This window comes from Bradyrhizobium sp. NDS-1, assembly GCF_032918005.1.
GTDB classification, from domain to species: domain Bacteria; phylum Pseudomonadota; class Alphaproteobacteria; order Rhizobiales; family Xanthobacteraceae; genus Bradyrhizobium; species Bradyrhizobium tunisiense.
Map to the genome: position 1 here is coordinate 6,577,359 of NZ_CP136628.1, position 19,044 is coordinate 6,596,402.

At 65.3% G+C, this 19,044-nt stretch carries 21 protein-coding genes; all 21 read right to left on the reverse strand.

All coding sequences use genetic code 11. The annotated features are described in order from the left end of the window. Positions 1–3 precede the first annotated feature (3 nt). The 21 genes from fliQ to flgA all read right to left on the reverse strand — a co-directional run bounded on the left by fliQ (position 4) and on the right by flgA (position 19,034). Positions 4–270, reverse strand: coding sequence for a flagellar biosynthesis protein FliQ (gene fliQ, locus RX330_RS30620; protein WP_126255050.1), 267 nt, complete (start codon positions 268–270; stop codon positions 4–6). Beyond that, positions 267–683 carry a flagellar hook assembly protein FlgD gene (flgD, locus tag RX330_RS30625; protein WP_317240960.1) on the reverse strand — a complete coding sequence of 139 codons (417 nt, stop codon included), beginning with the start codon at positions 681–683 and terminating at the stop codon, positions 267–269. The genes fliQ and flgD overlap by 4 nt, the downstream gene beginning before the upstream one ends. 14 nt (positions 684–697) lie before the next feature. Then, positions 698–1,108 (reverse strand): flagellar biosynthesis repressor FlbT, encoded by a 411-nt coding sequence (gene flbT / locus RX330_RS30630; RefSeq protein ID WP_317240961.1) that lies wholly within the window; start codon positions 1,106–1,108, stop codon positions 698–700. Beyond that, positions 1,108–1,452, reverse strand: a complete 345-nt coding sequence (gene flaF, locus RX330_RS30635; RefSeq protein ID WP_212089106.1) for a flagellar biosynthesis regulator FlaF — start codon at positions 1,450–1,452, stop codon at positions 1,108–1,110. The genes flbT and flaF overlap by 1 nt, the downstream gene beginning before the upstream one ends. A gap of 56 nt (positions 1,453–1,508) precedes the next feature. Next, on the reverse strand, positions 1,509–2,555 hold the full coding sequence (locus RX330_RS30640; RefSeq protein ID WP_317240962.1) for a flagellar hook-associated family protein: 1,047 nt from the start codon (positions 2,553–2,555) through the stop codon (positions 1,509–1,511). A 3-nt stretch (positions 2,556–2,558) separates the two neighbouring features. Continuing rightward, positions 2,559–4,037 (reverse strand): flagellar hook-associated protein FlgK, encoded by a 1,479-nt coding sequence (gene flgK / locus RX330_RS30645; RefSeq protein WP_317240963.1) that lies wholly within the window; start codon positions 4,035–4,037, stop codon positions 2,559–2,561. A 25-nt stretch (positions 4,038–4,062) separates the two neighbouring features. After that, entirely contained in the window at positions 4,063–5,295 is a 1,233-nt protein-coding gene (locus tag RX330_RS30650) for a flagellar hook protein FlgE (RefSeq protein ID WP_317240964.1), read from the reverse strand. Between the two features lie 120 nt (positions 5,296–5,415). Continuing rightward, positions 5,416–5,997, reverse strand: a complete 582-nt coding sequence (locus RX330_RS30655) for a transglycosylase SLT domain-containing protein (protein WP_317240965.1) — start codon at positions 5,995–5,997, stop codon at positions 5,416–5,418. Further along, complete coding sequence (locus tag RX330_RS30660) at positions 5,948–7,285, reverse strand: flagellar hook-length control protein FliK (RefSeq protein WP_317240966.1); 1,338 nt, start codon at positions 7,283–7,285, stop codon at positions 5,948–5,950. The genes RX330_RS30655 and RX330_RS30660 overlap by 50 nt, the downstream gene beginning before the upstream one ends. After that, positions 7,282–8,460 (reverse strand): chemotaxis protein, encoded by a 1,179-nt coding sequence (locus RX330_RS30665; protein WP_317240967.1) that lies wholly within the window; start codon positions 8,458–8,460, stop codon positions 7,282–7,284. The genes RX330_RS30660 and RX330_RS30665 overlap by 4 nt, the downstream gene beginning before the upstream one ends. Continuing rightward, positions 8,457–9,764 carry a MotB family protein gene (locus RX330_RS30670; protein WP_317240969.1) on the reverse strand — a complete coding sequence of 436 codons (1,308 nt, stop codon included), beginning with the start codon at positions 9,762–9,764 and terminating at the stop codon, positions 8,457–8,459. The genes RX330_RS30665 and RX330_RS30670 overlap by 4 nt, the downstream gene beginning before the upstream one ends. Positions 9,765–9,770: 6 nt before the next feature. Beyond that, a complete protein-coding gene (locus RX330_RS30675; RefSeq protein ID WP_317240970.1) occupies positions 9,771–10,457 on the reverse strand; it encodes a hypothetical protein in 687 nt (228 codons plus the stop codon). Next, a complete protein-coding gene (gene fliF / locus RX330_RS30680) occupies positions 10,454–12,079 on the reverse strand; it encodes a flagellar basal-body MS-ring/collar protein FliF (protein WP_212088504.1) in 1,626 nt (541 codons plus the stop codon). Before fliF ends, RX330_RS30675 begins: the two co-directional genes overlap by 4 nt. 287 nt (positions 12,080–12,366) lie before the next feature. After that, complete coding sequence (locus RX330_RS30685) at positions 12,367–13,278, reverse strand: flagellin (RefSeq protein WP_317240971.1); 912 nt, start codon at positions 13,276–13,278, stop codon at positions 12,367–12,369. Positions 13,279–13,543: 265 nt separating this feature from the next. Then, the gene (locus RX330_RS30690) at positions 13,544–14,449 is read right to left on the reverse strand and encodes a flagellin (protein ID WP_212088500.1); all 906 of its coding nucleotides are present in this window, start codon (positions 14,447–14,449) and stop codon (positions 13,544–13,546) included. 242 nt (positions 14,450–14,691) lie between these two features. After that, positions 14,692–15,432: a flagellar type III secretion system pore protein FliP gene (fliP, locus tag RX330_RS30695; protein ID WP_317240972.1), complete on the reverse strand. Its 741-nt coding sequence runs from the start codon at positions 15,430–15,432 to the stop codon at positions 14,692–14,694. Then, the gene (locus tag RX330_RS30700; RefSeq protein WP_246928805.1) at positions 15,429–15,872 is read right to left on the reverse strand and encodes a flagellar basal body-associated FliL family protein; all 444 of its coding nucleotides are present in this window, start codon (positions 15,870–15,872) and stop codon (positions 15,429–15,431) included. Before RX330_RS30700 ends, fliP begins: the two co-directional genes overlap by 4 nt. Positions 15,873–15,911: 39 nt before the next feature. Next, positions 15,912–16,613 carry a flagellar basal body L-ring protein FlgH gene (flgH, locus tag RX330_RS30705; RefSeq protein ID WP_317240973.1) on the reverse strand — a complete coding sequence of 234 codons (702 nt, stop codon included), beginning with the start codon at positions 16,611–16,613 and terminating at the stop codon, positions 15,912–15,914. Further along, positions 16,614–17,387: a MotE family protein gene (locus RX330_RS30710; RefSeq protein WP_317240974.1), complete on the reverse strand. Its 774-nt coding sequence runs from the start codon at positions 17,385–17,387 to the stop codon at positions 16,614–16,616. 67 nt (positions 17,388–17,454) lie between these two features. Continuing rightward, positions 17,455–18,585: a flagellar basal body P-ring protein FlgI gene (gene flgI / locus RX330_RS30715; RefSeq protein WP_317240975.1), complete on the reverse strand. Its 1,131-nt coding sequence runs from the start codon at positions 18,583–18,585 to the stop codon at positions 17,455–17,457. Then, positions 18,582–19,034, reverse strand: a complete 453-nt coding sequence (flgA, locus tag RX330_RS30720; protein WP_249153386.1) for a flagellar basal body P-ring formation chaperone FlgA — start codon at positions 19,032–19,034, stop codon at positions 18,582–18,584. Before flgA ends, flgI begins: the two co-directional genes overlap by 4 nt. Positions 19,035–19,044 lie beyond the last annotated feature (10 nt).

Genomic DNA, 19,044 nt, shown 5'->3' on the forward strand with positions numbered 1-19,044 from the left:
GGGTCAGAAGCCGTGCTCGATCCGCGAATAGACCATCTCGGTGAAGGTGGAGAGATGCGCGCCGATGAATGAGCCGGAGACGGCAACGACCAGCAGAATGACGATGATCTTCGGAACGAAGGTCAGCGTCATCTCCTGGATCTGGGTCAGGGCCTGGATCAGCGCGATGACGGTGCCGACCAGCATGGCGGCGCCGACGGCGGGCCCGGAGGCGACGATGATGGTCCAGATCGCCGCCTGGACGATATCGAGAGCGTCCCGCTCGTTCATGACTGGCTGATCGTGAGACCGGGCCCGACCGCGACCTTGGTGCCGTCCTGAAGGGTCGCGATGGAGCCGTCGCTGTTGATGGAGACCGAAACGACCTTGCCGCTGAAGGTGGCTCCGGTGGCGTCGGTGAAGCTGACGGTTTTCCCGATCAGGCCGTTGGCCTGCGACAACGACTGCGACGACAGCAGCGCATCCAGCTTCGAATTGGTCTGCATCGCCTGCTCGACCGTCGAGAGCTGCGCGAACTGGCTCATATATTCCGAGGTTTCCATCGGATTGGTCGGATCCTGGTTCTTCATCTGGGCGATGAGGAGCTGAAGAAACGTGTTGTAGTCGACGCCGCTGCTCGACGCCGTGGTCTGGTCGGCCGCATTGGACTTGCCGGTCGTGTCGGTCACGCCTGTGACGTTCATGTGTCTCTCCGCTGTCAGGCAGCTTCGACGGGGGAAATGGGTACGGCGCCGGCCAGGATGGCCTGCTCCACCGGGAACAGGGCCCGGATCCGCTTGAGCGCCTCGAAGTAGCGGGTCGCCTGCACCAGTTCGTCGACCGCGCCAAGCCCGTCCAGCATCTCGCGGCTCTCGCACACGGAACACAGGACCGCGTGATGCTGCGCGTAGAGCGCCGCGGCATCGCGGATGTCGGTCGGGTTCATCAGCATGAGCTGGACGATGAAGTAGAGCTGCCGCAGCGCCGTGGTGGCGTCGGACGCCTGCATGACCTGCCCTTCGAGCAGGAACATCACGTCGTTGACGAGTTCGACGGAGACCTTGCGGTCCACGCGCAGCACCGCGCCGTTGATGTAGATGCGTTCGCCCGCGCGCAAGGAGACTTTCATCAAAGAGCGTCTCGGATCAGGCGGTTGATTTCGATGAGTTGCATCACGTCGTTCGATCTCTCCTCGCGAAGGCGATCGGCTTCCTTGACGACCCACAGGCCGATCGAGATGATGTCGGCGCGCAGCTTTTCCGGCAGTCCGTTTTCAGGGTGCGAGAGATCCTCGATGAAGATCGTCCACAGCCGCCGCACATAGAGCAGGCTCTCGACCAGATCCTCGAAGCTGAAGTGGCCCTCCCGGAGACGCTCGAGCCGGTCGATGCCGAGGCTGAGCGCCTGCCGCTCCCGGCCCCGCGCCTCAAAACCACTTTCGTCGACGACGGCTTCATAGGCTTCAAACGTCATCAGAACCACTCTGCGCAGGAGACCGGATAACAGGACAAAGGTTGCGAGCTCCGACTTCAGAGATAGTTGATGAGGCTGATCTGCTGGAGCTGCGACGTCAGCGCGAGCGCCGTCTTGATCTGGGTCTGCAAGGTGGTGACGCGGACCGAGGCCTCGGTCGGATCGACCGCCTCCAGCTTGACGATCTGGTTGTTGAGGATGTCCTTCTGGATCTTCAGCTTTTCGGATGCGCCGGTGACCCGTTGCTGGATCGAGCCGACGGTACCGCCGAGCACGGCGAGATCGTTGATCGCGCCGCTGACGAGACTGATGGCCTTGTCGACGACGACCTGAAACGTGGCCTTGCTCAGGCTGGTATTGCCGAGATCGGTGAGCATGGTGTAGGCCTCGGCCAGCTTGCGGAAGCCGGGCTGGTTGGCGCTGATCGAGCTGTCGACGACCTCGGTCGTGGAGATGCGGCTCGACAGCGTCTGGTCCGTGGCCGCCGACCAATTGGTGTTCCAGGCCGGACTTGCGAACTCGGCATCGAGGATGTTGTCGAGAAAGTTCTGCATCTGCGCCGGCGTGATCGTGCTCACGCCGGCCGCCGACTGCGAGAAGCCGAACGTCGCCAGAAAGTCCGCATCGACCTGGTTCTTGCTGGCCGAGCCGGCCGTGTAGTTCGTGACCGGCACGGTCTGCGTATTGATGCCGCCGAACAGATACGCGCCATTGTAGGAGACGTTGAGCGCGCCGATGAGGTCCTGAAGGTTGGCGGACGCGCTCGGCAGGATGATCTTCGCGCCGCTGTCGGCGTCACGGGCCGCGATCAGGTTCTTGAGGAATTCCGAGGCGGTCGTGCCAAGCTGCGTGATCCGGTTCTGGGTCACGTCGAGGCGTCCCGAAACCAGCTCGTTGGTGTCGACCAGCTGATCGGCGAAGTTGAAATCGGCCCGTAGCGCCACGTCGCGGCCCATCCCCGTACCGAGCTCGAGGCCGACATCGGCGAAACGGCCGGTGGTCGCCTCCTTCGAGGCCTTGGTCAGCGCGGCCTGGTTATTCGTGATCGACGACCTCAACGAGGACGACATCATCAGGGTCGAGATGTAGTTGGCGCTCATCATGACTTAATTCCCCACGGCAGCCAGCAGGCTCTGCAACATCTCGTCGACGGTCGAGATGATCTTCGACGACGCCGAATAGGTGCGCTCGACCTGGAGCATCAACGACATCTCGTCGTCCATGTTGACGCCGCTGACATTCGACAGCGCCGCGGTGCTGCGGTCGAGCAGCGTGTTCTGGTACTGGACGTTGGCGTCGGCGGTCTTGCGCTGGCTTTCGATCCAACTCGCCGAAGACGAGGCGAACTCGATCACGCTGCCGCTCGGCTTGCCCTGAGCCGCCGGGGCGAACGGCTGCGGCGCCTCCATGTTGTTGATGAGCTGCTGGAGCCGCGTCGAAAAGCCGGCATTGCCGGTCGTGTTGTAATTATAGGCGGGAACGCCGCTGATCGCGCCGTCGCGCAGCAGATTCGGGTTTCCGCCCGCGGCCGGATCGACCGACGCGGCAACCGCGATCGTACCGGCGAGTCCGACCGAGATCGTGGCGCTCGCGGGCATCGCCGGTGCGCCGGGATAGGTGAACAGGCCGGGCCTGTCCGCCAGCGTCGGAACGGCTGACTGATCGCTTTCCTTGAAGGCATTGATCAAGCCACGCGCAATTTCGTCGAGCTGGCTCTGGTACGTGACGGTGGCATTGTCGCGCAATTCGGCGAGGCCCGAAAGCTTTCCGGTCTTGAGCGGCATCACGGAATTGGCTCCCGTGACCGGGACGCCGTCGATATAGACCGCATTGCCCGTGGTGCCGGGCGTGTAGACGTTGGTCGCCGCGAAGCTGACCGTTCGCGCCGTCTTGTCGAACAGCACGACGCCGCTGTCGGTGTAGAGCGCCGCGTCGCCGTTGGCACGGAGCGACATCGAGACGCCAACCTCCTCCGACAGCCTGGAGACGATGCCGTCGCGCTGGTCGAGATAGTCGGTGATGTCGTCGCCGGAGATCGTTCCCTTCACGATCGCGGTGTTGACCTCGTCGAATTGGGCGAGCAGCTGGTTGATGTTGGCGACCGACGTCGCCATGTCGGCGTCCGCGCCCTCGCGGACGGACTGGACGGTCCTGGTCGCCTGGTTGAGCGTCGTCGCCATGTCCTTGGCGGACGTCACCGCGGCCTGCGCCAGGGTCGCATTGTCGGTGGAGTTGGCGAATTGCTGCAGCGCTTGCTTGAGCTTGTTGAGCTGGGCGGTCGGCGACTGTTCGAGCTCGGGATCGTCGATCGTCGCGGCCGAGATTTTCTGCAGACCTTCGTAGATCACGCCCTGCTTGGCGGACGCCGACGTCGCGGTGAGGACGTTCGTGAACAGGCCGCCGCTTGCCGCGCGCTGGATCGCCGCAACATAGACGCCGGCGCCTGGAAGATTGTCCAGCACGGCGATCTTGCGCGAATAGCCGGTGGCGCTGGCCCCGGCAATGTTGCGCGAGATCGTCGACGACTGGATGCTCGACGCCATGAGCGAGGAGCGGGCCGAGTTGAGGGCGGCGGTAAGGGACATGATCTGCTCTTGCCCGGGATGGGACTTAACGCTTCAGGTTGACGACGACGTCGAGCAGGTCAGAGCCGGTCTGGAACGATTTCGAGTTCGCGGTGAAGCCGCGCTGCGCCTCGATCATGCCGGTGAGTTCGTCCGCAAGGTCGACGTTGGAGTCCTCCAGGGCGCCGGACTGGATCGCGCCGAGGCCACCCGTGCCGGCATTTCCGACCTGCGCGTTGCCGGAATTCATGTTGGTCGAATAGACGTTGCCCGGCTCGGGCGTCAGATTGTCGGGGCTCGCGACGTCGGCGAGCATGATGGTGTAGAGCGTCAGCTGCTGCCCGTTCTTGAGGATAGCCGTCACGTGGCCGGCATCATCGACATCGACCTTGTCGATGGCCGCAGGGACGCTGCCATTGACGGTGGCCTTGAAGCTGAACTCGGAGCCGACCTGCGTCATATTCGACAGATCCATGGTCATCGCCGCGCCCCCGGGGACGGTGAAGCTGAGACCGGTCGGGCTCGCTCCGGCGAGCGCGCCCCTGCCGGCCGCCGTCGTGTCGAAGGTGAAAGTGGTGGCAGCGGCGAGCGAGGTACCCGTCGCGGAATCGTAGACCTGAACCTGCCAGGTATCCGAGCCGGCAGCCGTCGCCGTGTGGGACATATAGACGTCGAGCGTAACGGCCTGGCCGATATTGTTGTAGGCCACGATCGAGCTCTTCGATGAATATGACGCCGGGCCGGGCGGACCGGCAATGACGGCCGCCTTCGGATCCAGATTGCCGGTCGTGAGCGTCCCCGCCGTCGACGGCACGGGCACCTGCGAAACCTGGGCAATGTTGACGATCTGCATGCCGGACAGACTGTTCTGCGAGAAGTTCGTCACAAGACCGGGCTGGCCCAGAAGATAGTAGCCGGCCCCGTTGACCAGATTGCCCTGGCTGTCAGGCACGAACGAGCCGGCGCGCGTCAGAAATTGCTGCGTGTTATTGGCGTTCGACACCACGAAGAAGCCATTGCCCTGGACGCGAAGGTCCGTGGTCGACGTGGTGTACTGCGTGTTGCCCGCATCGCTGATGGCATAGCGAACCTTGGTCTCAACCGCGCCGGAATCATAGTTGCCGGAGCCGCTCTTCAGGATCAGCGAAGAGAATTCCGTGGAAGCCCGCTTGTAGCCGGTCGTGTTGACGTTGGCGATGTTGTCCGAGACCGTCGACAGCTTGTTGGACTGCGCGTTCATTCCGGAAACACCGGTGCGCATAACACCATACAGGCTCATGAAGTAGGCTCCTTTGGTAGGTTGCAGCTACAATGGGGGTTCTTGCTTGCGCGGGGCTGATGATTGGGAGCGATGCACAACTTGTCGTCGTCCCGTCAGTCGTTTCTTCAGCTCGTCACGTCATGTCGTTTTCGGCTGACAGAACGAGCGCGCCTTGTCGGTCCACGCGCCGAAACCGCTCGAAACGAGATGGGCGACGATGTGGCAGACGTAGCGCTTCTGTGCCGGCTGATTGTTGGGCCCCGCATTGTAGCGGGCGACTGCCATGGTCCAGCTTCCCTCGCGCTGCTTCAGCTCTTTCAGGAAGCGCGCGGCATATTCGACGTTCCCGGCAGGATCGAACATCGCGCGCACGGAGGCGAACTTGTCGCTGTGATAATAATGGTTGATCTGCATGCAGCCGAGGTCGATCAGCTTGATGCCCTTGCTTCTCATCGCTTCGAAGTTTGCGATCGCATCATTGGCGTCCCTGGCGAACACGGTCTGGCCGTCGGCGCCGAGCGCGTAAGGATGCAGCGCGCCGCGGCGCCCGGTCTCGGTGAGGCCGACCGCATAGAGAATGCCGAGCGGAATCCCGTGCTGCCGGGCCGCACGCGCCATCTCGCGCTCGCAAGGCCGCGCGCCGTCGGCGGCCGCTTCGGCAGCGCCCGCGTTACAGATAAACAGGGCCGCGACGAAGCTGCGGCGCCACGTCCTGGTCATGACGCGTCTCCTGGTTGGACTGGCGCTCCTGGCGGGCCTGTTTCGCGTCGCCGCCGGATTGCTCCGACGACGTGCTGCCGCCGCCGAACGAGCCTTGCGACTGCGACGACGGCTGCTGCTGGCTCGAAAGCTGCGACTGCGACTGGCCGGATCCGCCCTGAAATCCGTCCAGCGAACCGTGCTGGACCGGCGCGACGTCGGCGACATAGCCCGCCGACTGCATGAGATCGCGGATCTGGTCGCGCTGCTGGTCCAGCATCTGGCTGGTGTCCCTGCGTTCCGCCGCGAGGTGGACCGACACTTCGGTGCCGACGAGACGCAGGCGCACGGTGACGTTGCCGAGCGCGGGCGGCTCGAGATTGATGGTCAGGATCTTGAGCGGCTGATCCGGGGCATTGGCCTGCGACGCGGCGAGATCGGGTGCTGCAGCCGCCGCGGGGCCTGCAGATTCCTTCAGCTCGGCGACCACTGCATTGGCGACCTGTTGTGGGGCGTTGAACTGCGCGGGCGGCAGATGGGTTTCCTGCTGGACCACGGTGACCCTGGTCGTCTCGGGCACTGCGTCGCGCCCCGCGGCCTTGGCAGCGCGCTCGACATTGGCCGTGACCGCCTCGAAGCCTGATGTTGCGGGCATAGGTTTCGACGCCTCGCCGCCTTGCGCCGGTGTCGATCGCGGCGCGGCCATCGCTTGCGAAGCCGCGGCCTGCGAGCGCGCGGCGATCGGAGCGACACCGGATGGGACGGCATCGGCCATCGCCGCATCCCGCACGTCGCGCTTCGTCGTGGAGGCTCGCTCGTCGCGTCCGGGCGCGTCCCTGCCGGCGGACTGCGTTTGCTTCTGCGACTCGACGGCAGGCGCGGCCGTGGTCTCCGGTCCGATGACCATGGCCATGCCCGGCTGGTCCTGAACGTCCACCTTGGCGGCATGGTCGGCCGGATGTCGTCTCTCCGACGACCTCTCGGCCTTCTTGTCGGATGACTCCTCCGTGGACTTTTCTCGCTCGGACACCGCGATGCGCTCGTGCACCATCGTATCCTTCGGCGTTTCCTTCTCGGTCGAATGAGCCAGGCGCGGGCACAGCGTTCCGGCCTTCCCGGTCGTCTCGCCGCCGCCTTCGTTCAGGGCCTGCCTGGCGAGATTCGAGACGGTGTGGAGCAGATCGTTGAACGACGAGCTTGCCTGCGATTTGGCTCCGGCGCTCTTTGCCGAACGCGACGTCCCGCGCATGTTGAGGCTCTCGGCGAGACCCGAGAAAGTCTGTCCGGAGGTTCCGGTAAGCTTGGTCATGGACGGCGGTCCCTGGTGAGGAGTTCGAGTTCGCCGAGCTGCTTCCGCGCGCGTGCGAGCGCCGCGGTCGACGACGCCAGATCGAGACGCGCCGGCGTTGCCGGAGGCTTGTCGGCCGGCGCGGCGGATCCGCCCGAAAACGGCTTGCGAACGTCGAGCGCGAGCTGCACCGTGGCATTCAAAAGGGGGACGTCGCGCTCGGGCAGCTTCGACCGGTCGAGCGCCTTCAGCTCTGCGAGACCGCCGTCATATTCGTCGGTGAGCGCCCGCGAGGCGCCGCGGAAGAAATGCGCCCGCTCTCGATCAGCGGAGGCGTCGGCGCTGAGCGTCAACGCCCGCTCGCCGGCAAGCCGCGTCACGGCCAGCTGTCCCCGCAGCATGGCCGCGCGCGCGATCACGAGATAGAGCTTGAGGCGGCTGGTGCGATCGATCTGCTCCAGCAGGGCAGCGATCCGCGCGAAGCGGCGCCCGTCGAGCGCCAGGCTCGATTGCGTCAGGCCCGTGGAGAAGCGCTGCCAGAAATCGCCGGCATAGATCGAGTTGCGGTAATGGCGGATATAGGCCAGCGTCAGGAACTCGAACTTGTCGAAATCCTCCGCCTGCCCCACCAGCAGGATCTCACGCCGCAGCGCCGCCTCCTCCACGAGCGTGCCGGGCAGCAGCAGGCGCGCATCGTCCAGGCGCTCGATCGCGAACGATGCCTCGGCACGCGCAAACAACGCGCCCTGGACCAGCGCGACCTGTCCGCCGAGGCCCGAGGGAAGCGTTCGCGGCTTGACGTCCTTGAGCTGCTCCCGCGCTTCCTCCTGACGACCCTCGACATAGGCAAGCGCACCGTTGAACAGCCGCTCGTCCACATTCATCTTGTCGCGCGGCAGCTTGCGGACGATTTGCGGCGCGCCGCCGCTGAGCAGATAGATGACCACCGCCTGGCTGTTCTGCGGATTGCTCCACGTGGTGGGATCGGCGGCGAGAAACTTCTCTCCGATCTGCCGGATCAGCGCGACGTGGCTGCCATGGGCGGCGGTATCGCCGTTGGCGATGCCGTCCTGCACCGCCTGCAGCGCGCGGACGAGCTCGTACGGCTCGCCGCCCTGGCGCACGGGCTCGGCAAGCGCGCTGGCCGCCATGAACGGCAGGAGCAGCAGGACGATGCGGAGCCGTGGCCTGATCAAGGGCGCTTCTCACGGATCAGGATCTCGATCCGGCGATTTTGCGCGGCAGCGGGATCGTTCGGAAGCTTCGGCCTCCGGTCGGCGTAACCTTCGACATGCTCGATCCGCTGCGCGTCGACGCCGGAGCGCACCAGCATGTAATAGGCCATTTGGGCGCGAGCGGTCGACAGCCGCCAATTGTCGTAAGTCTCCGAACGATACGGCCGGTTGTCGGTATGGCCGCGGACGATGATCATGCCCTGGCGTTTCGTCAGCAGCGGGCCGATCTTGTCGATCACGCGGATGAGTTCGGGTCGCGGCTCGGCCGAGCCGACCGCGAACATGCCGAAGCTCGCATCGTCGGTCAGGCTGATCAGAAGACCCTCCTCGACCTGGCGCACCTCGGCCGCCGGCCCGGCGCCGGCCTTGATGTCCGACAGCGCGTCCGCGATCGCGGCCTGAAGCTGCTTGACGGTCGGCTGCTGGGTTTGCGCCGCATCGCGCGGTTCGCTCTCCTTCGTCGTATCAGCGGTGCGCGCCTGCGCGGCGGCGTTGGCTTGGACAGTCGTTTGGGCGCTTCCCTCGCGGGGCGATTGCGCTGGCGCCGGCGGCAGCAGCGGCGACAGATTTGCGGACGATGCATCCGCGCTCGGAGCCGGGCTTCCACCGGCATCGTCTGCCCTGGCACGATGCGCCTGCGGCTCGCTCTGATGCGTGCCGGACGCGCCGTTGCGCGCGGAGGCATTCGGCTTGGACTCACTCTCGATCATGCGATCGGCGTCCTTGGACGCTTGCGGCGCCAGCTTCCAATAGCCGGGATCGAAGGGATCGCGGTAGGCATCGCCGCCCTTGAGACCATCCTCTTCGGCGGATGTCAGCGCGCCGGCGCGCCGCTGGCCCGAGGCCTGGTTCGCGCTGCTCGCGATCTCGGCGAGCGTGGCATAGGGATCGCGAAACAGCACCTTCTCTTCATAGAAGGGCGGCTTCTCGGCCGTCGGGGAATCGCCGCGACGTTCTTCGTTCGGACCGGCCGGCTGACGCCGGCCGTCCTGACCTTCGAACGACGACGGCTCCTTCTTGGCAAGGTCCTTGAGGCCCTTCGGGGCAGGCGCGTTCTCCGCGAGCTTGATCGGGTTGAAATAGCTCGCGACCACCTGCTTCTGGTCCTGGTTGAGCGCGTTGAGCAGCCACATGACCAGGAAAAACGCCATCATCGCGGTCATGAAATCCGCATAGGCGATCTTCCAGACGCCGCCGTGATGCGCTTCCTCGGCGAAGGCGCTGCGGCGGCGAACGATCACCAGCTCATGCTTGACCTCTTCCATGGCGGGCTACCGGCGCGCTTCCTTGAGGCGTTCGCTCCAGACCGACATCTGCGTCTCGATCACGGTCTGGTCGGCCACGACGCGGACCTCCAGTGCCTCAGCCGCCTCGTATTCGATGCCGGTTCGCCTGGAAGCATCGAGCTGCGTCTTCACGAGGTCGAGCAGCTCGCGCGGGCCGGTGACCTTGAAAGCCGGTACCGACGAGTTGCCGGTCAGCGCCGAAATCTGCTCGACCAGCGATCCGATCGCCTTGTCGCGGACCGCGTCGGCGAGGAACGGCAGCAATATCCGCGCAACGGAGCTTGCGATGTTGGTCTCGATCTCACGGCAGGCCGCCTCGAATCCGCCGACGATCGCGACCGCCTGCTGGTCGGACCATTTGGCGCGCTCCTCGCCGAGCCGGATCGCGCTGCGGACGCGCTCCTCGGCAAGCCTGGCATCGCCCTCCGCGACGCCGGCCGAATGGCCACGCCGGTAAGCGTCGTCCAGGAGATTGGTCGCCGGGGCTTCCGCCGTCGGCGCCGCAGGCGGCGACTGGGGCAGTGGCTGCGGGTGAGCCTGAGGCTGCGGCTCGCGCACGAGCTCCTTCGGCCTTGTCAGCAGGTCCTGTATCCCGAGCGGCGGAGGCGGCGGCGCCTTGGCCCGGCCGTTCGCGTCGAACTGCGTCAGGAGCTTTCCGATTGCCGCGTTCATGCCGCCTCCTCGCGTCGCATCCAGTCCTTAAGGATCGCCGCCGCCTGCGTCTGATCGAGCCGGACGATCTGCTCCAGCCGCTTCTGCGGCGTTCGCTGCATCTTGCCTTCGAGGTCTTCGACCAGATTGAGCTCGGGGTCCTGGCTCTCGGCCAATGCGAGGGCGGTAGCAGCTTCGAGCTCCGCGGCCTCGGCGGCCTCGACCTGCTCCTGCTCCGCGCGATGGGTCAGAATGCCGTTGACGGCCGGCCGCAAGCCGAACCAGACCAGCATCGAAGCAACGGCCAGGATCGTCACCGCGTTGATGACGCTGCCGAGCTGCTTGTTGATCATCTCGACGAAGCTGATCGGAGGTACCGGCGCCAGTTCGCGCGATCCCTCCATGAAATCGACGGCCGTCACCTGGATCTGGTCGCCGCGCGCCTTGTCCAGTCCGCCGGCCGTCGCGGCAAGCTGGCTGATCTCGGCGAGCTTGCTGTCGACGATGGCCTGGTTGCTCTTGTCGCCGAGATCGGCGACCAGCCGTGCGCGATTGACCAGAACGGCGATGAAGAGCTTCTTCACCGAATATCCGTCACTCACAGTCGTCGTGGTCTTGGACGAGACCTCGAAATTGGTGACGTCCTCGCGGCGGGTCTTGTCCTCGCTGGAATTCTTGCCGCCGGCGGCGTTCACCTGCTGATCGGGAAGATTCTGCTGCACCGTCGTCGGCGTCGAGCGGTCTGCGTTCTGCGACGATTCCTTCTCGCGCACGTTCCGCACCGAACGTTCGGCACGGCTCTCCGGATCGTAGACGGTCTCGTTGATCTGCCGCTTGTCGGTGGAGAGCTGCGGCGCGACGCTGACCTCGAAATTGTCGAGACCCAGATACGGCGTAAGCGCCTTGCGGATGTTCTCCTGCACCATGCCGCCGACCGTCTTCTGAAGGCTCGCCATCTTGGTCGGGGCGGCGCTGGCCTCGTCCTCTTCGGCGAGCAGCATCGAGCCGTCGGCGTCCAGCACCGTCACCTTGTCGCGGCTCATGCCCGGAATCGCGGCGGCGACGAGGTGACGGATCGACTGCGCGGTGCGCGCCTCGATCGCGCCGTCGGTGCGCAGCACGACCGAGGCCGAAGGCGGCTGCTGCGTCGCCCGGAACGAGCCGCGCACCGGCATCACGATATGCACCCGCGCCGCCTTGACGCCCTTCATCAACTGGACCGTGCGCGCGATCTCGCCCTCCAGCGCCCGGAGCTTGGTAACTTCCTGCATGAAGGAGGTGAGGCCGAGCGAGCCGATCTTGTCGAACAGCTCGTAGCCGGAATTGGCGCTGGTCGGCAGCCCCTTCTCGGCGAGCAGCATCCGCGCCTGCATGGTCTGGCTCGGACGCACCGAGAGCGCATCGCCGGCGGTATTGACGTCGAAGGTGACGTTCTGCTCGCGCAGCGCCGCGCCCATGCGCGTCACATCTTCGCGGGTGAGGCCAGTATAGAGCGTCTCGAATTCAGGCCGGCTCAGATAGTACGCGCCGCCGACGACGGTGACGAGAACGGCAAAGCCGATCAGCCCCAGGGCCATCAGGCGTCGCGGCCCGAGCTCCAGCAGATTGTTGAGCAGTTGCTGTATCTGCGCGCGACTGAGCATATGACCTCGTAGCAATGCGAACGTATGCGACACTCCGCTGCCAACCTTGCCTGAGGGTTGCGGGAGAGCGCAGGCGCGCCGGTTCGCGGACGAGGCGTTGCAATTTTACAAGAATGCGGTGATGCGATTGAACGCAGCCCGACGGGCCGGGCGCGGCTCGAACGGCCGCGACGTGTCGCATCTGGCGCGCAGAAGTCGGTGTCCGGGCACGCGCGGTGGCTTCATATCCACCGTTCGCGGCGGTGACCGTGCTCCCTGGGGAGCACGGTCGTCTTCGAGAGCGTCGCTTAGCCGCGGAACAGCGACAGGATGCTCTGGCTGTTCTGGTTGGCGATCGAGAGCGCCTGAACGCCGAGCTGCTGCTGGGTCTGCAGCGCCTGGAGCCGGGTCGATTCCGCGTTCATGTCGGCGTCGACGAGCTGGCCGATACCGCGATCCACCGAGTCCATCAGCGACTTCACGAATTCCGTGTTGTTCGAGATGCGGTTCTTGATGGCGCCGAGGTTGGCGGCGGACTGGCTGACCGTGTTGATCGCGCCGGTGACCTGCGCGATGTAGGCGTCGATCGTGGTCTGGTCGGCCGCCGAGTCCGTCAGCGCACCGATGTTGATGGTGTCGACCGACGCGCTGCCGCTCACCGTGTCCAGGATGCCGGCCGTGGCCGAGGTGTAGAGCGAGTAGTTGGCAACCGTCACCGTGATGGTGTTGATCGTGGGCGTGCCGCCGACGCGCGAGAACGACGACACCAGGTTGACCGTCGCCGGGGTGGAGGCGTTGGTGCTCAGCCAGTTCACGCCGTTGAACGTCGCCGCGTTGGCGACGTTCTTCATGTCCTGCTGGATCTGGGTGATTTCAGCCTGGATCTTGGTGCGGTCGATGCCGGCGGTCTTGGCTTCGACCAGCAGCGCCTGGAGCTTGGTCAGGCCGGAGTTCTGGTCGCCGATGACCTTGTTCAGAGCGGTGTATTCGGTGTCCACGGTCGCGGCCGACAGACCGAGCGAGTCGGAGACGGCGGAGAGCGCGGCGTTGTCGGCGCGCATCGAGGTCGCGATCGACCAATAGGCCGAGTTGTCCGAAGCGGTCGCGACGCGCTGGCCGGTCGAGATGCGGTTTTCGGTGGTCTGCAGGCTGGCGCTGACATTCCGGAGGGTCTGGAGCGCGGTCATTGCAGCGGAGTTGGTAAGCAGGCTGGAAGCCATCTTCGATGTCCCTTTGAAAGCAGATTGGATTTTGGGGACATACCGGGCTTGCACCGGTACGACAGGGCGGCATCATGCCTTTGGGCTGCGGAAATGCGCGTGAGCCCAACCCGTCGTAGCGGCGAGGATAGCCAGCGAAGCTTGTGCGAGGCTTGTGGCGCCGTGGTCCCTCTGCAACAGGACTGGCGAATCACGGCGGCAGCATCGTGCCAAACGAAAGGCCGCGCTTCGCGAGAAGCGCGGCCTTCCCGAGATCGTCCTGGACTTAACGGAACAGCGACAGGATGCTCTGGCTGTTGTTGTTGGCGATCGAGAGCGCCTGAACGCCGAGCTGCTGCTGGACCTGGAGAGCCGCCAGGCGGGTGGACTCCTGGTTCATGTCGGCGTCGACGAGCTGGCCGATACCGCGATCCACCGAGTCCATCAGCGACTTCACGAACTCCGAGTTGTTCGAGATGCGGTTCTTGATGGCACCGAGGTTGGCGGCACCCGAAGCGACCGTGCCGATCGCCGCGGTGACCTGCGCGATGTAGCCATCGAGCGTGGTCTGGTCGGCCGCCGAGTCGGTCAGCGCACCGATGTTGATGGTGTCGACCGACGCGCTGCCGCTCACCGTGTCGAGGATGCCGCTCGTGGTCGAGGTGTAGAGCGAGTAGTTGGCGACGGTCACGGTGATCGAGCTGGTGGTCGGCGTGGCGCCGACGCGCGAGAACGACGACACCAGGTTGACGGTCGCCGGCGTGGAGGCGTTGGTGCTCAGCCAGTTCACGCCGTTGAACGTCGCGGCGCCGGCCACGTTCTTCATGTCCTGCTGGATCTGCGTGATTTCAGACTGGATCTTGCTGCGATCGACACCGGCCGTCTTGGCCTGGACCAGCAGCGACTGCAGCTTGGTCAGGCCGGAGTTGCTGTCGCCGATGACCTTGTTCAGAGCGGTGTACTCGGTGTCGACGGTCGCGGCCGACAGACCGAGCGAGTCGGAGACGGCGGAGAGCGCGGCGTTGTCGGCACGCATCGAGGTCGCGATCGACCAGTAGGCGGCGTTGTCCGAGGCCGTGGCGACGCGCTGGCCGGTGGAGATCCGGCTCTGCGTCGTGGAGAGTTGCGAGCTGACAGACCGCAGGGTCTGGAGCGCGGTCATGGCGGACGAGTTCGTGAGCAGGCTTGACATTGCGAATGTCCCTTTATGTACGCGTTACATTTTCATCAGGGGACATACCGGGCTTGCACCGGTACGGAGGGGCGGCATCATGCCTTTGGACTGCTGTGGGTGGGGTCCAACCCGCCGTGACGCTTTGCTAGCACGCCGAATCTTGCCGCCGGATTAAGGCCGGCTTGAATTCGGCAGCAATATCATATGGTTAATATTACTTTCCGCTAACCATAACCGGCCGGCCGGCGGCGCGCCGCGGTTTACGAGAACGAGCGCACCAGTCCGGAGGCGAGCAGATTCCAGCCGTCGATCAGCACGAAGAACAGCATCTTGAACGGCAGCGCGAGGATGGTCGGCGGCATCATCATCATGCCCATCGACATGGTCAGCGTCGCCACGATCATGTCGATCACGAGGAAAGGCAGGATGATGAGGAATCCGATCTCGAACGAACGCCTCAGCTCGGAGATCATGAAGGCGGGGATGATGACGCGCAAATCGACGCGCTTGTCGTCGAACTTCTTGCGAAAGCTCTCCGCGGCGAGCGACTCGAAGGTCTGCAGATCCTTGTCGCGGACATGGGCCAGCATGAACTCGCGGAACGGATCCGTGATCTTCAGATAGGCCTGCTCTTCCGAGATCTCGTTCTTCATCAGCGGCTGGACGCCGGTCTCCCAGGCGCGGTCGAAGGTCGGCGCCATCACGTAGAAGGTCATGAACAGCGCGAGGCTGATCAGCACCAGATTGGCGGGCGTGGTCTGCAGGCCGAGACCGGCGCGCAGGAACGACAGCGCCACCGCAAATCGCGTGAAGCTCGTCACCATGATGAGCAGTCCCGGCGCCACCGACAGCACCGTGATCAGCGCCATCAGCTGGATGATCCGGCCGCTGGTCGAACCGTTTCCGGGCGGCAACAGCGAATTGAGGTCCGGGATCTGGGCGAGCGCAACCTCGGGCAGCGCCACCATGATCAACGCGAGCAGCAGGACTTTCACTCTCACTGGATCACCAACGTCTCAATGATCAATTCGCGGACCTTGCCGGACGAGCGGATGTTGGCGCGTTCGGTCAGGTCGTCGCGCAGATGCTGGAGCCCGCGCGATCCCTCGAACTGCGCGACCGAGGCGGACCGCAAGTAGGTGACGATGTCCTCGCTGATATGCGCGGCCAGGATGCCGGCCTCCTCGTCGTTCATGCTCTCGGTCACCATGGAGGCCTCGATGCGAGCCCAATTGTTGGCTGGCGCTGCGAGATTGGTCACGATCGGGGACAATTTCCGCAAGCGCGCGCTGCCGGCGTAGCTCGACGCCAGCGGCGGCGGGGTCGCGCTCTTCTTCGCATCGGCGGCGCGCTCGGCGGCCGCGAACAGATGCAGGCCGGCTAGCGCGCCCGCGCCGATCGCGACCAGGGTCAGCACCACGATGGCCGCAATCAGCCGCATGATGTCCCCTGCCCTCGCGCGGCCTCGCCCGCGCAGATCTCAGAACGGTGCCACGGCATCATAGATCCGGTGTCCCCATCCAGGCTGCTGCACGTCGGACAGATTTCCGCGGCCGCCATAGGACACGCGCGCCTCGGCGATCTTGTCGTAAGTGATCGTGTTGGCCCGCGAGATGTCGCGCGGACGCACGATGCCGCCGACGTTGAGCACGCGCATCTCGGTATTGACGCGAAACTCCTGCGAGCCGCTGATCATCATATTGCCGTTCGGCAACACATCGGTGACGATGGCCGCGATGGACAGCTTGATGTCCTCGGTGCGGTCGATCTGGCCGTTGCCCTTGATCTGGGTGTTGGTGCTGAGATTGGCGCTAGCCGAGCCGGCGTCGTTCCACCCTGCGACGTCCATCAGCCAGTCCAGCCCGAACTTGACCTGCGAATCGCGCGAGCGTCCTGTCTTGTTGTCGAGCTTGGCCTTGTCCTGCATCGAGATGATCACCGTCACGACGTCGCCGGTGCGACGGGCGCGGGGATCGCGGTAGAGATCGGTGCCGTCGTCCCAGGTCGAGCGATAGCTGACGGGCGTGCGCATGCGCGGCGTCACCGGGATCGGATCGGCCTGGGTCCGGAGGCCGCTGCCGACCGGCGACATTTGCGGGCCGGTCAGGACCTCGGCCGGGTCATGGAAGCATCCGGCCAGCAGCACGGACACCAGCGGGAGGATGAGGATCGGCTTCTTCATCTATTTGGTCTTTCCGTCATCCACGCGGCGCATTCCGCCCAGGAGGTCGGCGAGGTGCGCCGCGCGTGCCGTCTCCATCTCGTTGAAGATTGCGCTCGAGCTTCTCGGGCTGAGCTTGGCGAGCACGGCGGCGGCGGTCTCGTCCGCCATGCCGGCGATCTGGGTCGCCGCGGCTTCTGGCTTCATGCGCGAATAGATCTCGACGACGCTCGCTTCGGCCTTCTTCAGGAAGTCGTCGCGCAACGCCATCCACTTCTCGTATTCGGCGCGCTTGGCCTCGACCTCGGCGATCCGCTCGCGGAGCAGGTTCTCGGCCTTTTCCAGCTCCTTGAGTTGCCAGGCCAGCCTCGCATCGACGGCGGGATCGGCGACGTTGCTGCAGAACAGGGCGACTTCGTTGTCGGCGGCCGCCGCAGCCTGCGGCGGCGCAGGCTTCGGCGGCGCCGTCACGCTGCCGGGCTTGGCCAGACGGACCGGGGCGGGTGCGGGCGCAGCAGCAGGAGCAGGCGTCTCGGCGGCGGGCACTGCGCCGGTGATTGCGGGTCCCGACTCTTCGGCCGCCCATGCCGTCGCCCGGATCGACGCATTCTCGCCCGGCATCGCCGCAACCGGCTGCGGCTTCTGCGGTCCGGACGCGCGGGCGCGCGCGAAGGAGAGCAGGTTGAGCGGCCTCGACGGCTTGGCTTCGTCCAGGGCAAGCAGGGGCGAGGTGCTCGCGAGCACTGATGCCGCGACCAGCAGGAAAAGTTTGGCTTTGTGATCCAGCTTCAGCATCGGGCCGCGCGCGATTCTCGGTCGAGACCCGAGCATTGAGCGACCAAGCTTGCACGACGCTTATGCATCATTGCACGATGACATCGGCCTGGAGCGCACCGGCCGTCTTGATCGCCTGCAGGATCGCGATGATACCCGACGGTTTCAGGCCGATCTGGTTCAGTCCGCGCACCAGGCGCTGGAGATCGACCCCGCTGAGGATCGCCACCTGCGCTCCGGCCTCGTTGGCCTCGACCACGGTCTGCGGGACGACCACGGTCTGGCCTCGCGAGAACGGCGCCGGCTGCGACACCACGGGCATCTCCGTGACACGGACCGTCAAATTGCCGTGTGTCACCGCGACGGTCGAGATTCGCACGTCGCGCCCGATCACCACCGTGCCGGTGCGCTCGTTGATCACCACCCGGGCCGGGGTATCAGGCTCGACCGTTAGTTCGCCGATCTCGGCAAGGAATCGGACCGGGCCGATATGGCGCGGCTTCGACAGCACGATGTTGCGGTAGTCTCGCTCGAAGGCGATCTGGGCGCGGTAGCGTCCGCCGGCGTAGCGGTTGATGGCGTCGAGGATGCGCGTTGCGGTGACGAAGTCGGGGTTCTTCAGCTCCAGCACCAGGAACTGCATTTCGTGGAGGCTTCCCTGCACCTCGCGCTCGACCAGCGCACCGTTCGGGATGCGCCCGGCCGTCGGCGTGCCCTGGCTAACGTTCTGCGCCTGGCCTCCGACGCTGAAACCGGCAACCGTGATCGCCCCCTGCGCCACCGCATAAACGGCGCCGTCCGCCGCGCGCAGCGACGTCATGACCAGCGTGCCGCCGAGCAGCGAGGTCGCATCGCCGAGCGACGACACGGTGACGTCCATGCGCTCGCCGGGGCCGATCGAGGGCGGCAGGTCCGCCGTCACCATCACGGCCGCGACGTTGCGCGTTCGCAGCGTCGTCGGACGCGTGGGATTGTTGGTGCTCGTGGTCTCGTTCCTGACATTGATGCCCATGTTCTCGAGCATCGATTGCAGGGACTGCTCCGTGAACGGAGCATTGCGGAGCGTGTCGCCGGTGCCGTTCAGGCCGATGACGAGGCCGTAGCCGACGATCTGGTTTTCGCGCAAACCCTTGATGTCCGCGATGTCCTTGATGCGGACGGCGGCATGGGCGCTGGTGGCGGAAAGCAGCAGGACGAGCGCAACGAGGATCCTGGTCATGACCCGTCCACGACCTTGACGGTGCCGTCCGGCTGGACGATGCCCCTGATAATCACCCCGGTATCGGTATTGCGCACCGGAATGAGCGCACCGGCCGCACCCGACTGCATCGCCGCGCCGTAAGTGACGATCGACAGGCCGCTGTCTTCCACCACGACCTTGACCTGGGCGCCGCGGGCGACGGTCCAGGGGTCTTCCACCGCATTGCTGGGAATGGGCTGGCCCGGCAACAGCGCGCGCCGTGCCATGCGGCCGACCAGCACCTGGCGCCCTTCGATGAACATGGCAACGCCGAGCAGGCTCGGCGCGAAGGCGCGCTCGGTGATCATGTCGTCCCGGATCAACTCGCCGGCGCGGATCGAAACCGCCGGCACGGGAAGCCGCTTCTCCTCGGCCACGGCGAGCCGCATTGAGGCCAGAATCAGCAACACGGCGGCCAATCCGCGCATGATCAGGTCC

Coding starts and splice junctions, on each gene's coding strand:
- flgI (WP_317240975.1), bottom strand. CDS start 18,585: ATGACCAGGATCCTCGTTGCGCTCGTCCTGCTGCTTTCCGCCACCAGC.
- RX330_RS30690 (WP_212088500.1), bottom strand. CDS start 14,449: ATGTCAAGCCTGCTCACGAACTCGTCCGCCATGACCGCGCTCCAGACC.
- RX330_RS30650 (WP_317240964.1), bottom strand. CDS start 5,295: ATGAGCCTGTATGGTGTTATGCGCACCGGTGTTTCCGGAATGAACGCG.
- RX330_RS30685 (WP_317240971.1), bottom strand. CDS start 13,278: ATGGCTTCCAGCCTGCTTACCAACTCCGCTGCAATGACCGCGCTCCAG.
- flbT (WP_317240961.1), bottom strand. CDS start 1,108: ATGAAAGTCTCCTTGCGCGCGGGCGAACGCATCTACATCAACGGCGCG.
- fliQ (WP_126255050.1), bottom strand. CDS start 270: ATGAACGAGCGGGACGCTCTCGATATCGTCCAGGCGGCGATCTGGACC.
- flgD (WP_317240960.1), bottom strand. CDS start 683: ATGAACGTCACAGGCGTGACCGACACGACCGGCAAGTCCAATGCGGCC.
- RX330_RS30660 (WP_317240966.1), bottom strand. CDS start 7,285: ATGACCAAGCTTACCGGAACCTCCGGACAGACTTTCTCGGGTCTCGCC.
- flgK (WP_317240963.1), bottom strand. CDS start 4,037: ATGTCCCTTACCGCCGCCCTCAACTCGGCCCGCTCCTCGCTCATGGCG.
- flgA (WP_249153386.1), bottom strand. CDS start 19,034: ATGCGCGGATTGGCCGCCGTGTTGCTGATTCTGGCCTCAATGCGGCTC.
- RX330_RS30675 (WP_317240970.1), bottom strand. CDS start 10,457: ATGAACGCGGCAATCGGAAAGCTCCTGACGCAGTTCGACGCGAACGGC.
- fliF (WP_212088504.1), bottom strand. CDS start 12,079: ATGCTCAGTCGCGCGCAGATACAGCAACTGCTCAACAATCTGCTGGAG.
- flgH (WP_317240973.1), bottom strand. CDS start 16,613: ATGAAGAAGCCGATCCTCATCCTCCCGCTGGTGTCCGTGCTGCTGGCC.
- RX330_RS30700 (WP_246928805.1), bottom strand. CDS start 15,872: ATGCGGCTGATTGCGGCCATCGTGGTGCTGACCCTGGTCGCGATCGGC.
- flaF (WP_212089106.1), bottom strand. CDS start 1,452: ATGACGTTTGAAGCCTATGAAGCCGTCGTCGACGAAAGTGGTTTTGAG.
- RX330_RS30655 (WP_317240965.1), bottom strand. CDS start 5,997: ATGACCAGGACGTGGCGCCGCAGCTTCGTCGCGGCCCTGTTTATCTGT.
- RX330_RS30640 (WP_317240962.1), bottom strand. CDS start 2,555: ATGATGAGCGCCAACTACATCTCGACCCTGATGATGTCGTCCTCGTTG.
- RX330_RS30670 (WP_317240969.1), bottom strand. CDS start 9,764: ATGGAAGAGGTCAAGCATGAGCTGGTGATCGTTCGCCGCCGCAGCGCC.
- RX330_RS30710 (WP_317240974.1), bottom strand. CDS start 17,387: ATGCTGAAGCTGGATCACAAAGCCAAACTTTTCCTGCTGGTCGCGGCA.